Annotated in this window: 11 protein-coding genes; 4 read left to right on the top strand and 7 right to left on the bottom strand. The window is 50.3% G+C overall.

What is annotated here, in order from left to right:
* Position 1 precedes the first annotated feature (1 nt).
* From BQ5591_RS17745 to BQ5591_RS17735, 4 genes are all read left to right on the top strand, one after another.
* Entirely contained in the window at positions 2-214 is a 213-nt protein-coding gene (locus BQ5591_RS17745; RefSeq protein WP_071150351.1) for a DUF4248 domain-containing protein, read from the top strand.
* Between the two features lie 347 nt (positions 215-561).
* Entirely contained in the window at positions 562-1068 is a 507-nt protein-coding gene (locus BQ5591_RS17740; RefSeq protein ID WP_071150350.1) for an HU family DNA-binding protein, read from the top strand.
* 287 nt (positions 1069-1355) lie between these two features.
* Complete coding sequence (locus tag BQ5591_RS21480; protein ID WP_022162981.1) at positions 1356-1469, top strand: smalltalk protein; 114 nt, start codon at positions 1356-1358, stop codon at positions 1467-1469.
* Positions 1470-1483: 14 nt separating this feature from the next.
* Positions 1484-1999: an N-acetylmuramoyl-L-alanine amidase gene (locus tag BQ5591_RS17735; protein ID WP_071150349.1), complete on the top strand. Its 516-nt coding sequence runs from the start codon at positions 1484-1486 to the stop codon at positions 1997-1999.
* Positions 2000-2134: 135 nt separating this feature from the next.
* Here the strand turns inward: BQ5591_RS17735 and BQ5591_RS17730 are convergent, their stop codons facing one another.
* The 7 genes from BQ5591_RS17730 to BQ5591_RS17700 form a co-directional block, all read right to left on the bottom strand.
* On the bottom strand, positions 2135-2821 hold the full coding sequence (locus BQ5591_RS17730) for a tyrosine-protein phosphatase (RefSeq protein WP_071150348.1): 687 nt from the start codon (positions 2819-2821) through the stop codon (positions 2135-2137).
* Between the two features lie 404 nt (positions 2822-3225).
* Positions 3226-5622 carry a GumC family protein gene (locus BQ5591_RS17725; RefSeq protein ID WP_071150347.1) on the bottom strand — a complete coding sequence of 799 codons (2397 nt, stop codon included), beginning with the start codon at positions 5620-5622 and terminating at the stop codon, positions 3226-3228.
* Between the two features lie 416 nt (positions 5623-6038).
* On the bottom strand, positions 6039-6872 hold the full coding sequence (locus tag BQ5591_RS17720; RefSeq protein ID WP_022163008.1) for a polysaccharide biosynthesis/export family protein: 834 nt from the start codon (positions 6870-6872) through the stop codon (positions 6039-6041).
* Positions 6873-7035: 163 nt separating this feature from the next.
* A complete protein-coding gene (locus tag BQ5591_RS17715; RefSeq protein WP_071150346.1) occupies positions 7036-8163 on the bottom strand; it encodes an MraY family glycosyltransferase in 1128 nt (375 codons plus the stop codon).
* Positions 8164-8562: 399 nt separating this feature from the next.
* Positions 8563-9120, bottom strand: coding sequence for a UpxY family transcription antiterminator (locus tag BQ5591_RS17710; protein ID WP_071150345.1), 558 nt, complete (start codon positions 9118-9120; stop codon positions 8563-8565).
* Between the two features lie 554 nt (positions 9121-9674).
* Positions 9675-10898, bottom strand: coding sequence for a tyrosine-type recombinase/integrase (locus BQ5591_RS17705; RefSeq protein ID WP_071150344.1), 1224 nt, complete (start codon positions 10896-10898; stop codon positions 9675-9677).
* A 275-nt stretch (positions 10899-11173) separates the two neighbouring features.
* Positions 11174-13891, bottom strand: a complete 2718-nt coding sequence (locus BQ5591_RS17700) for a two-component regulator propeller domain-containing protein (protein WP_159434510.1) — start codon at positions 13889-13891, stop codon at positions 11174-11176.
* Positions 13892-14072: the final 181 nt, after the last annotated feature.

The raw sequence follows: 14072 nt of genomic DNA, 5'->3' as shown, positions 1-14072 counted from the left end.
TATGTTCCAGATCATATCTTTAACCAAGAGCCGGCTGGCCCGGCATTATTTCCCGGAAGCATCGGCTGTGGTGGCTACCAATCATCTGATGCGCTGGGTACACGGCTGTCCTCCACTGATGGAGGAGCTGGAGGCAGTAGGCTACTGCCGTTCGCAAAAATGGTTGACCGCACGTCAAGTGGCACTCATTGTTCGTCACCTGGGTGAGCCGTAACCCATAGAAACCCATCAAAACCCATAAGGGCCCGATAGAGAGGATGTATCTTTGCATCGTGAACGAGAAAAAGATGAAGAATGAAGGAGTTAAAGAAGTTAAGAATGAAGGAGTTAAGAAGTTAAGAAGTTAAGCCGATACATTGGCTACTCTCAACCTTTATTCACCACAGAGGACACAGAGTTTCACAGAGGAAAAAAATAACTTTGTGTAATCCGTACCTCAAACCTTAAACTTTAAACTCTCAACTTTTCACTTTTAATTTTTCACTTTTAATTAATCATTAACCATTAATCATTAACCATTAATCATTAACCATTAATCATTAACCTTTAACCTTTACTATTATGGCAATTAAAGTAAAAGCACGCCAGATGAAGCTGGCAGTCGGGCCCTCGAAAGGGCAGTATCGTTTTATCATGTCCACCGAGATCTACAGTACGCTCAAGGAGGACAAGGTTGTTGCAGAAGCCGCGATCCGTTCGGGCATCTCCAAAGGAAGCATCAATGCTGCCTGGGAAGCCATAGGCGACGTGATACGTGCCTGGGCGACGGAAGGTCACTCGGTTGCTATTCCCGGACTCGGTACGATGCGCTTCGGCGTACAGGCCACTTCGGTGGAGAACGTCGAGGACGTGGGTACCGGACTGATCACCACCCGCAAAGTGATTTTCACACCCAGCACCGTGATCAAGGACGAACTGAAGAATACGTCCATCAACATCACTTGCTATGACAAGGACGGCAACGTCATCAAGCAGGTCACTTCTACCGACCCGGGTACCGTGGACGAAGGTGATCCTGAAGTGCCCGGTGGTGGCGGTGGCGGAGGAGGTGAAGATCCGCTGGGCTAAGGCCTCACCCCTGGCCCCTCTCCCAAGGAGAGGGGAAAGGGGAAGATACCACTGAGGATAGTTATTTAGTTAAAAATGAAGAACAAGAAAATGAAGAATTAAGAATGAAGAATTAAGCCAATACATTGGCTACGCTCAACTCTAAACTCTTTACGCTCAACCTTAAACTCTCAACTCTCAACTCTCAACTCTCAATTCTCAATTCTCCATTCTCCATTATCCATTAAATTCACCATTCACCATTAATCATTAACCATTAATCATTAACCATTAACCTTTTTCTTACTATGGACGAACCTAATTCTCAAAAAATCACGTGGAAAACAATTATTCATGCCATTATTCAGGCGGCTATTGCGGCGCTGACGGCACTTGGCATCAGTAGTTGTGCCCAACTCTAACTTTTGTTGACCTTATGATTACCGAATCTTATCCTTTGATGTCTGGCGGAGAAGAAGTGCGAAACGAGCGCGAACTTCTTCGCCGGGTGGAGGACGGCACGTTGATGAATGGGGCGGACTCGGTCCGCTTCATTGTCATTCACTGCTCTGCCACCCGTTGTGACCGTGACTATACGGTGGAACAGCTGATGCGCGACCATAAGGCGCGTGGCTTCCGTACCATTGGTTATCATTTCTATATCCGTCGCGACGGGACTGTGACCCGTCACCGGGGTTTGCTGGAGGTGGGGGCGCATTGCCGACCCTACAACCGTTGCAGCATCGGTATCTGTTACGAGGGCGGACTGAACGAGCAGGGACGTCCTGCCGATACCCGCACCGCGGAGCAGAAAATGCAGCTGATGGAGCTGCTGCTGAAACTCCGTAAACTCTTTCCGCAGGCAAAGATCGTGGGGCACCGTGAGCTTCCCGGGGTGAGGAAGGAGTGCCCGTGTTTTGATTGCGGGGAATACGGGGGGATTGATAATTGATAATTGATAATTAATAATTAATAATTAAAATTGGGTTTACCACAGAGGGCACGGAGTTTCACAGGGTAAAAAATCAATCTGTGTTTTCCGTGTAATCCGTGCCTAAAATGTCTTTAAACCCTAAACTTTCAACTCTCAACCCTCAACGCTCAACCCTAAACTCTTCTTCTTCACTTTCTCCTTAATTACCGCTTCGAATGCGTGGAGGCGGTGGAGGTCGGTGCCCCAGAAGTCGATGAGCTGTTGTTTCTGGAGCCATTCCACTTTCTTCCGGGCGGCGGGGCCATAGGCGCCTGCCAGGGAGGAAAGGTTCGACTGGAACTTGATGCCCCGTTCCTTCAGGTGGCGGTAGTCGTCGCGGTCCATGTAGCCGTAGCGTTCGGGGTGGGCCAGGACTGGGTAGTAGCCGTGCGACTTGATGCGTTCCAAGGCTCCGTTCAGATCCATCGGCGGGTTGAAGTAACTGGTTTCGACCAGCAGGTGGTTCTGCATCAGGGGCAGGACATCGCCGGCAGCCAGCCGTTCTTCGAACAGGTTGTCGAGCATGTGCTCGGCAGCCAGGTGCAGCCGGACGGGACCGGTATAGGCTTCCTGCAACCGGGCAAAGCACTCGCGCAGGAAAGACGGGCTGTTGGGGATGTCCTCCATGATGTGTGGGGTGAGCCACACGGCAGCGATACCCAGTTCTTCGTAGCGACGAAGGACGGCCAGTGACTCGTCGAGGCTTGGCACACCGTCGTCCACTCCCGGCAGGATGTGACTGTGACAGTCGGTGAAGCCGCGCAGGAGAGTGCTGAGGGGGGATTTGGGGAGGAAGAACATTTACTAATTAATAATTAAGAATTAAGACTATTCCTCAGCGTAAATATTAAAAGAGGTTTTGAGCGAAGCTAATGAGGGAGTTAAGGAGTTAAGCCAATACATTGACTACTCTTAACGATAAACTCTCAACGCTCAACTCTAAACTTTTATTCAACGCAGATTACGCAGATTAACGCAGATTGAAAATTTTAAATATCTGTGTGATCCGTGTCATCCGCGTCTAAAAAAATTTTAAACTCTAAACCCTCAACGCTCAACCTTTATTCAACGCAGATTACGCAGATTAACGCAGATTGAAAATTTAAAATATCCGTGTTATCCGCGTCATCCGTGTCTAAAAAATCTTTAAACCTTCAACCCTAAACCTTCCCCCCTCTCTTTTGGAGAGGGGACGGGGGTGAGGCTTACTTTGAGCCATAATAACTTCCTGAACCGTAGCCGTAGTGATAGCCGTAGCGGTAGCCATAGCGGTAACCGTAGTGGCCGCCACTGCCGACGGTGCCGTTCAGGATGAGAGCCATATTCTTGTACTTCTTTTCGTCGTAGATGCGTTGCAGTTCGGGAAGCATGCTGCGTTCCAGCAGACCGGTGCGTACGACAAAGAGGGTACGGTCGGCCAGCTGCTCGATGATTTGCGTATCGGCTACCATCTCGATGGGCGGACAGTCGATAAATATATAGTCGTACTGGCTGCGGACAGTATCGATGAGCTGCTTGAGGCGATCGCTGAACAGCAATTCGGTGGGGTTGGGCGGGATGGTGCCTACCGGGAGGAATTGCAGGTTGGCGTGGCGTGCATCGGTGACGATGATGTCCTTCAGGTTGTTGACATGGCCGCTCAAGTAGTTGCTCAGACCGGTTTGCGGAGAGCCGACGTAGGCCGAGGTAGAACCGTGGCGCATGTCACCGTCGATAACCAGCACTTTTTTCTGCTTGATGGCCAGACTGACCGCAATGTTCATGGCCAGGAAGGACTTGCCACTGCCGGGATTGAATGATGTGACAACGATGACGTTGGAATGCTGTTCCTTGTCGGTCATGAATTCGAGGTTGGTGCGCAGTACGCGGAATGCCTCGTTGATGATGTCGCGGCTGCCTTCGTGTACGACAATGGGGTTGTTTTCTGTTGATTTCTTGTCCGACGTGCCTTTTTTCTTTGTCGCTGCCTGCGGAATTTCGCCGACAAACGGCAAAGTCAGAGCTTCCAGATCCTTGCGGCCACGGATGCGGGTGTTCATGGACTCGCGCAGGAAGATGACGGCGACGGGGACAATCAGGCCGATGACAAAGGCTATCAGCAGGATATTCTTCTTAGCCGGTGCTGTGGGAGCCATGCTGCCCGAGGGAGGCATGATGACACGGGTGTTGTAGGCGGTAAATGCCTGGGAAAGCTCGTTCTCCTCGCGCTTCTGGAGCAGGAAGAGGTAGAGGGATTCCTTTACCTTCTGCTGACGCTCGACGGACAGCAGGTATTTGCCCTGTGAGGGGTTGGCGGCGATACGGGCCGTAGTCTGGCGGGCACTCTGCTGCAAGGCACGCAGCTGGGTGTTGAGCGTGGTGACGTAGTTGTCGAGGGTGCGGATGATGGCATCGCGCAGGGCATGGAGCGAATGGTCCATGTCGACTACCAGCGGGTTGGTCTCGCTACTGTTGGCTACCAGGTCGTTGCGGCGCAGCTGCAGGGTGTTGTACTCGGCAATCTGCTTCTCGATGCCGGAGTTCTCGATGCCGGAGTTGGCGGGAAGCAGCTGGTTGCGGCTGGAGGCACCGGTGAGGTAGCTGCGGACGTAGCGGGTCATGGACAGCTGGGTGTTCAGGGTCTGGATCTTGGCATTGGTCTCACTGCTCTCGGCCATGTACATGCTGGCGGCAGCCTGTACGTCGGGCAGCAGGTTCTCGCTCTTGTAGGAGGAGATGTCTTCGTCGACATTGCCCAGTTCGCGCTCGATGACGCCCAGACGTTCGTTGATGAACATGGAGGTGCTGACGGCAATCTGGTTCTTGTCTTTCACCCAGTTTTCGTTGTAGACGGAAATCAGCGTGTTGAGCACGTCTTCGGCACGCTGGGTGCAGACATCCTGCAGGGTGAGGTTGACTACGGTAGACTTTTCGTCGTTGAGGGCGACGGACAGCCGGGAAGAGTAACTGGCGGTGGCATCCTGCATGCTGATACGCGATACAAAGACCGTCTGCTGGGCGGCAGTGGAACCGGGGCGTGCATTGACGAGAAGGCGGCCCACGGGGGTCTGGACGGTGTCGTTCAGGGCAGTGACGGCGTCGCCGTCGGCTTCTTCACCGTTGCGTGTGAAGTCGGTGAGCTTCACCTGTCCGTCTTTGTCGGGACGGAGGGTGAAGGAGGCGCTTTCGGCATCGCCCAGGTCGAAAAAGCTGACTTCGTAGGGATTGTCGCTGCCATAGATGACGGGATCGTAGAAACGGCCGTCGGTGGTATAGTTGACATCGAGATGCAGGCGACGGACTACTTCGTACATGACGGCAGGCGACTGCATGGAGAGCATTTCGTTGTTGATGTTGGTGCTGGTGCGGAAAATGTCGATATCGCCCAGCACGCCGGCAGCTTCGTTGCCTGAACCGCTCTTGCCGTCTTCCTTGATGAGCAGGGAGGCGGAACGGGTGTAGACGGGCGGGGTTTTCAACAGATAGATGGTGGCAGCTCCCAGCAGAATAGCCAGGGAGATGACAAACCAGTACCACTTGGCTAAACACAGGATGAACAGATCCTGAATGCGCAGGAAATCATCGTTTCCCGCAGGCTTGTTTTGAGTTGGTTGTATGACCACGGTTGGAAGTTATAAATTAAGAATTAAAAATTAATAGTTAAAAATTAAAAGTTGAGGGTTTAGCGTTGAGGGTTGAAGGTTTAGAGTTTAGGGGTTAGCGTTTAAAAATTTTTTAGACGCGGATGACACGGAGCACACAGATATTTTAAATTTTCAATCTGCGTTAATCTGCGTAATTTGCGTTGAATAAAAGTTGAGAGTTTAGGGTTTAAGGTTTAGCGTTGAGAGTTTAGGGTTTAGCGTTGAGAGCAGTCAATGTATTGGCTCTAACTTCTCTAACTCCTTAACTTCTTAACTCCTTAACTCCTTCATTCTTCATTAGCTTTGTTCAAAACCTCTTTTAATATTTACGCTGAGGAATAGTCTTCATTCTTCATTCCTCATTTTTCATTCTTCATTTTAAAGCGTTCTTCATTTTATTTGAATACCAGCACTGCAATGGTTGTGAGGAACGAGGCGAGTGACAGCCAGAAGGCAGTGGAGCGCACGTTGTTGCCATTGACGGTGGACTGGCGGGCTTTCATATCGTTGGGCTCGATGTAGACTACATCGTTCTGCTGCAGGTAGTAGGCCGGTGAGGTGTAGACGTATTCGCCGGAGGTGAGGTCGACACCGTAGACACGCTGCTTGCCGTTTTCCTGACGCATGACCATGACTTTCTTACGATTGCCGTTGATGGTGAGGTCGCCTGCCATGCTCAGGGCATCGAGCAGGGTGACGTGGTCGCGGTCGATGCTGAAACGTCCGGGGGTGTTGACTTCGCCCAGGATGGAGAAGCAGAGGTTCATGTATTCGACGGTGACAACGGGATCTTTCACCAGGTTCTGGCGGAGCAGTTCGCTCTTGATGTAGGCGGCGATTTCTTCGCGGTCCATGCCGGCTACCTTGATCTTACCGAGTACGGGGAAGTCGATTTCACCGTTGCGGTCGACAGTATAGCCGGAAACGCCTTGGGAACTGCCTGTGGAGGAACCGGAACCACTGCTGACTGAACTGACCTGGTTGAACTGCATAGAGACTGTAGGCAGATTGAACAGCATGGCGAGTTGCGGGTCGCGGCAGCTGACGATGATAGAGATCTTGTCCTCGGGACCGATCTTGATGGCAGGAGACGACGCAAGTGCTATTTCGCTCTCACCGGGGGTGAGGTCCTGAAAATAGACTACGTTTTTGGAGGCATTGCAGGAACTGAGCAGGAGCATGCCCGGCAGGAGCAGGAGCATGATCCAGGATAATGAACTTTTTTTCATGTCTCTATTGAGCGGGAATTAAATTGATAATGGATAATTGATAATTGATAATTGAAAATTGAAAATTAAAAGATGAATGGGGTTCAGGCACGGATGACACGGATAACACAGAATTTTAATTTTTTCCCTCTGTGAAACGCTGCGTCCTCTGTGGTGAATCGGATTATTCATTTTTAATTTTTAATTTTTCATTATTAATTGCTTTAATTTTCTTTGTCAGCCATATGTTGGCTATTGTCCAGATGAAGAAGTCGCCGAACAGAATCCAGTTGATGTTGAGGAACTGTAGCAGCAGGAGGTTGGACAGGGTGAACAGCAGGGAAACCAGAATGATGGTGACCATGGCTGTGCGCTGCTTCATGCCGATGGCGAGCAACTTGTGATGGATATGGTTTTTGTCCGGCAGGAACGGATTGCGGCCGTTGCGCACCCGGTGCAGGTAGACCCGCACTACGTCGCAGCAGGGGATGAGCAGGGGAGAGAAAAAGCAGACCATGAGGAAAGAGTCGTCGACACCGCTTTCCGACGGTTCCAGAGACAACAGTTTGAAACCGAGGAGAGCGAGCATCATGCCGACGGTAAGGCTGCCTGTGTCGCCCATGAAGATCTTCCGCTGTTTTTCGGGGTTGCCGAATACATTATAATAATAGAAGGGGATGAGTACGCCCAGTGTGGCGAACGAGAACATGGCATAGATGTATTGCCCGCAATGGAAGAACATGATTCCGTAGACCAGCAGGGCGATGCTGCACAGACCGGAAGCCAGACCGTCGATGCCGTCGATGAGGTTGATGGCATTGATCAGGAAGACGACTGACAGCACGGTGAGCGGGTAGCCGATGAAAGCCGGCAGGGCATGGATGCCCAGAACGCCGTCCAGATTGTCGATCCAGATACCGCCGGCGATGAGCATCAGTCCGCACAGAATCTGGATGACGAACTTGGCACGGTAGCGGACGCCAACGAGGTCGTCGGCCATGCCGGTGAGGTACAGAATCATGATGGTACAGAATCCGAACGTCAGCGTACTGGCATTGCGTTCGGCTTCTACCAGAATTTCAGTATGGCCCAGTAGCAGATTGATTCCCAATACTAAAGCGAATGAGAAGAAAACTACAGGCTTAAAGGCAATGCCTCCCAACCGAGGGACGACTCCCTGGTGGATTTTTCGTTCGTCGGGCATGTCGAAAAGCCGACGCCGGAAGGCAATCAACAAAATCTGTGGGATGACGATTCCCGCACAGAAAATACACAGTAAAAGAACTGATAAACAGTTGAGTGTCCAAAGCATAACTGTAAATGTTTTGTTTTAGGTTAAATGCTTAACTTTCGCTGGGGCTCAAGTGGGAGTTGACGAGTCTACGAGTTGACAAGTTGACGAGTCGTGAGTTGACAAGTTGACGAGTTGACGAGTTGACAAGTCGTGAGTTGACAAGTTGACGAGGTGACGAGGTGACAAGTAGGCAATCCTTGTGGTCTTGTTAACTCGTCCCCTTGTCTCCTGAAAGCAGTAAGCAATCCTTGTGGTCTTGTTAACTTGTTCCCTTGTCAACTAACCTTGTGGTCTTGTTAACTCGTTCCCTTGTCTCCTAATAAATTGAGCACTTGCGAAACTTAATTTAAATATATGACGGAGGCTGCTGTACCTGTTATCCTGATTGCAGCCTTGCCCGCAGGCAATAGGCTGCTATTAGTGAGCCTCCTTGATTGGTTCTGACACTGTGGGTTTCTTCGATATTATCTCTAAAAAAGAACGTGGAATATACGACGTAAGGACGGCGCACACTCCCTGAATGGAGACCACCAGTCTCCGGTTTTTCTTAACGCGACAGATATACCCTTCGGCACCCTTGAACTTGCCGTCGGTCACCCTTACGCGGTCGCCCTGATGGAACTTGGGGGCGTCGTCGTAATATTCGATGCCTTTTTCGCCGGCAGAAGTGACCAGCATGAAAGTGTTCATTTCCTCGTCGGGGATGACAAGCGGGATCCTTTTCATATCCTCCAGTCGGGTATAAAGGATGACCTTGTCGGTGAACATCTTCTGGACCTTCAACGCATCGGCTGTGGTGGCACGGAAAAACATGAGGGAACTGATCATCGGCTTGCGCACCGTTTTTTTGATTCCGTTCCGGATGACTAACGTTTCTTCGCAAGGGATATACGTCTCGATGTGCTCTTTCTCCAAAGCCTTTTCGATGTCGAAGACTTTGTTATAAAACACTTTTAAAGCAAACCAGTGCATCATGGGGCCGTTTGAATTGTTTTTTATTTATAGAAGTAGCTCTCTTATTTTTGATTTTTACTTCCGTTTTTATGGTTCACCTATGCGAAGTTTGGGTATATACTCTCCATTCCTGCACTTCCTGAACTGTTTGTCCGAGAAATGCAGCACTTAGAGTTAATTCGCTTGTTCTCAATGAGAAACTCCGAAATCCGGGTCACCCCTAAACACAGTAGGCGACTACCGTAACCCTGCCTTTCTGCCGTTTCTATGTAGGAGACGTTAGAAAAGCGTGCAAATGTAGGTATAATCCAATAAACGAAAAAGTATTTTATATGTTTTTTTTATTAAATGCCTCTTTTGAGCAAAAAGAAACGTGGCATGGAATCAAAGGTTTACAACCTTGTTACAGAGAAGCTGTTTAAAGGGTGTTGAAAACAGCAGAAAGAAAAAAGCAAAACAGACAACCGGCAAAAAAGGGGTTTTCTTCGGACCCGAAAATGAACAAACCGAATATAAATGTGTTTTTAGTTAGCCTATGCGTATGGTTATCAATGGTAAGATAAACTACACGTCTCCTACATAGAAACGGTAAGGTTGAAATCCCGTAATATTCCTCTGTTTGCATCATCTATAATTGTATTGTTCAACGAATCCAGGTAGATCCGGGTGGTCTTCTCGGAGGTGTGTCCCATGCCGGCGCTGATGACGGAAAGGGGGATGTCGTGGTTGCGTGCGGCAGTGGCCCAGCTATGGCGCGAGGTGTAGGAGGAGAGGCGGAGCGTCTCGCTGACGAGCGCGCCCAGCTGTTTCAGCTTCTGGTTGTGGTAGTTCAGTCCTGTCTGGTACTGCCGGTAGGCCTGTTCGGGGTCGGCCGACGTGATGACGGGGAAGATGTAGGGACTGTCGGGGCGGGCGGGCAGGTAGCGTTCCAGGATGCTGCGGATGCAAGGCTCGATGCGCAGTGTCAGGCGCTGGCCGGTCTTGTGGCGGTAGTAGGTGATGGAGCCGTCGGCAATATCCGATTTTTTCAGATAAGCCATGTCGACGAATGCCATGCCACGCGTACAGTAACTGAATATGAACAGGTCTCTTGCAAGGAGCAGGGACGGGTGGCCGGACAGGTTGAGCCTTTGCAGCTGGAGGATGGTCTCTTCGCTGACTGCCCGTTTGGGGGTAGGGGCGATGCCGGTGTAGACCTGGGCGAACGGGTAGGACTGTTCGGTCAGTTTTTCGCGTACGGCCTTGTTGTAGGCGGCGCGCAGGATGCGCATGTAGAACGAGCTGCTGTTGCGCCGGACGTTGCGTTGGGCCAGCCACTTCTCGTACCGGCCGATGAGGGTGGCGTCTACGGCGGGGAGGGGGACATCGGTGCCTTTCAGAAAGGTGGAGAAGCTGCTCAGGGTGCGCCGGTAGTTGCGGGAGGTGCCATACTGGTTGTTGTCCTGAAGCCGGAGGATTTCTTTTTGCAGATACTCCAGTATGCCGTTGGAAGCCAGGTCGGACTGGAAGAGGCGGACGACATCGGTCAGGGTGTAGGGTTGGGCGGTGGCATCCAGCTGTCGGACGATTTCGCGCAGTTTGTGTACGTCCTGTTCGATCTGTCTGCGGTAGGCCGAGACGGTGGTGGCGTTGTCGGGTGTGGTGATCAGTTCGCGTTTTTGAGGGTTCCACCAGTGGGGGAAGATCCGCATGGAGGTGGTAATCTGTTTGTTTTCCTGTCTGTGGCAAAGCTGGTAGCAGACCGCTCCTGCTTTCCCGTTGACCGCCGACGGGCGGAATTTTACTTTGATTGTTGCCATACTATTTTGTTTTTGGGATTTACATTGCGAAGCTAATGAAGAAGCGAGGAATAATTAAGAATGAAAAATTAAAAATTAATAGTTGGGTTTAGCGTTTAGCGTTTAGTGTTTAGGGTTGAGAGGGAGGATTTTTTAGACGCGGATGGCGGGGATGAGGCGGATTTACGATTTAATCTGGGTAATATGGCTGGATTGGTTCCGCTGAACATTTCTTTTATTTAGTGCCAAAAGAAATAGAATAAAATATTTTTCATATTGATATAATAATACAGGTTTTACTTCAAACTGCTTTGATGGCGGAATTGCGAGGGGGACAGCCCTGTCGTTTTCTTAAAGATGGTGCTGAAATAGCGTTGATAGGTGAAGCCCAGGCAGTCGGATATTTCGGAGATGCTGAGGTTGGTGTTCGTCAGCAGCTTTTTCGCTTTTTCTATCTTGCGGTGGTTGATGTATTCGCTCGTTCCCATGCCGGTGGCCTGCTTCAGCTTGTTGTAGAGCGATGTGCGCCCCATGGCCATTTCGTTCTGCAAAAAGTGGTTGTCGAGGTTGGGGTTGTCGATGTTGTTGTCAATCACTTCGTTCAGGCGGGCGATGAAGCGCAGCCTTTCTTCCTGCTCGCGCTCGTTCTTGGCGATCAGCAGTTTGTACTTGTGCGCCATGCGCTTTTGCAGCAGCCATATTCCGCCGGTGAAGAGCATAATGAATATGAGCAGACAAAGGCCAATGAACCAGGGTCTTTGCCAGATGGGGGCCTGGACGTGGATGTGGAGCAGCTCCATGGGCTTGCTCCAATTGTTGTTGGTGTTGCAATTGGCCAGCAGGGTATAGTTGCCGGGATTCAAGTGGCCCAGTTCTACGCTTCGCGAGGCGCTTTGGATTTTCCTCGGTTCGTCTCCCTCAAGGATGTAGTTGAAGAGGTGCTTGCAGAAGGGCACACTTTCGTCAACAATCACTTTGAAGTTGATGGACGAGTGTTGGTACGGCACTACCAGCTTCCGGTGCGGCAATACGTCGCGGGTGATGTCCTTGCCGTCCAGGTTGATGCTGAGCAGGTTTACGGCGGGGGCATAGTCATCCACTATTTCGATGTTCTGGTTGATGACCGTTAGCCCTTGTGTCCCGCCCATGTAGATATTCTGGCTGAGCGACCTCGGCATGGGGGTGAAAATGTACTCGTTGGGCTTCACGCCGTCCGTCTCGTCCAATATCATGGTCCGCTTCTCGTGGATGAAATAGACCAGCAGCATGTTGTTGGCTCCTATCCAGATACGCTCCTTGGAGTCTGATGTCAGGCTCTGGATGTTCTGGAACAGTATGTTTTGCACCTTTTTAGACAGCTTGCTTGCCGTGTCATAGTAGTACAAAGCGTAATCGCTGCCTATCCAGAAGTTGCCTTGGCTGTCAATGCAGGCCGAGGTGAGCGACTCGTTGTCTGAAACGCTGAAGAGCAGGGTGATGCTTTTCGAGGCCTTCTCAATTTGCAGCAGTTCTTTATAGCTCATGATGTAGATGTAGCGGTCGTCCTCATGCACAGGTTGCGCGTTCATGAGCTGGTAGTTTTCCACGTTGGGCGGGGTGGAAAGCCGGTAGGTTTCATGCGTATGCCGGTTGTATATATAAATGTGGTAGCCGAAGATGTAGATTTCGTCGGGGGTGGCATACAGGTTTACCAAGTCGCCTTTGGCAAACTCTTCCCGGGCTGTATGGCTGTCTATAAGTGGGTAGGGAGTAATCTGGGCCGTGCGCTTGTCGAAAAGATAAAACCCATCGTTGAAGCATGATATGAGCAGCTTGTCGGGTGAGAATGAGACGATGGACACCACTTTCTTGCCGCTTGTGGAGGGAAAATGCCGGAACAGTGTGGTGTGCTGGTCGTAGGCATTGAGGCCACCTCCGTCCGTGCCAATCCACAGTAAGGTGTCTGCCTCCTCGTGCAATGCGGTGATTGTCGGCTCGCTCAGGCCGTATGGAACGTTTGGCGGTGTGTCTTTGTACGTCTTGATGTGATTCTTGATGATGGCGAACAATCCGGCATGCACGCTCCCTCCCCAGATGTTTCCTTTCCTATCCTTGTAAAGGCAAAAGATGGAGTTGTTCGGCAGGGAAAGAGGGTCGCTCGGAATGTGCTTTATACATTTTACCTCATCGGTATGCAAGTCCAGCAGATTGATTCCCCCTCCGTCTGTGCCCATCCAGATGATGCTGTCCTTTTCTACAAAGTCAGAAACCACGTTGTGTGTAAGCTTGCCGTTTTGCACGGAGAAGTGCCCGTCGGGAGTCCCGTCGTGCCGGTATCTGAAAACTCCATTGCCATAGACCGATACGTACAGGCGCTTTTGGCTATCGACAAAAATGCTGTTGACATTGTGCTTCTGCACAAACGGGCAGCGCGACATGGTTTGCCGCTTCAGGTCGTATATCCAGATGCCGTCGTGTTTGCAGGAGGCGATGTAGGTTTGGTCATCCCAAAGGGCAATGTGCGTGATGCATTTGTTTAGGTCTCCTTTTACTTCATTTATCAACGGGGCGAGTGACCGGCTCTGGTAATGATAGCTGTAAATCGTGTTGCGGCCACCTAACAGCAGGACACTGTCGGTATGCAGGCAACTCCATGCTTCGAATGGCTTTCCTTCATACAGAAGTGGGCTGAACTGTTTAAGCGCCGGGTCAAACGTTCCGACCCCATGGTTGGTGGATAGGTATAGTTTTTGGTCGGCCCCTTCGGTGATGAATTTAATGTAGTTGTCGGGCAGCGATTTCGGGTCGGAGGGATTGTGAAGATAGTTTTTCAGTTCAGATTGGTCCCAGCTGTTGAGTCCGTTCTTCGTCCCAATCCATACGATTCCTGCATGATCGCAGAAGATGCATTGCACTCTGGTATGTGTCAGTCCCTCGTTAAGCGAGAAGGGGATGAAAGAAAGTGTCTCCTGGATGGCATGTAAGGGCAGACACAGAGTAAACGCAAAAAGTATGGCAACTATGATGTGTCTCATGATATAAATGATTAATCCGGTCTCAAATATAGAGATTATTTGGATAAAAATAGCCAAAATGAACATTTATTGATGTCTTAAGATTATTTGTTGACTTATCCAAATCTAAATTTGATACTTTATAACTATTTGTTGAGCAGGATAAAAAGCTGTTTATTTAATTTTGGTGGTCAGAGAAATA

Source organism: Bacteroides ndongoniae, from assembly GCF_900108345.1.
In the GTDB taxonomy this organism is placed as follows: Bacteria; Bacteroidota; Bacteroidia; order Bacteroidales; family Bacteroidaceae; genus Bacteroides; species Bacteroides ndongoniae.
This window is presented reverse-complemented; position numbering and strand designations above follow the sequence as displayed.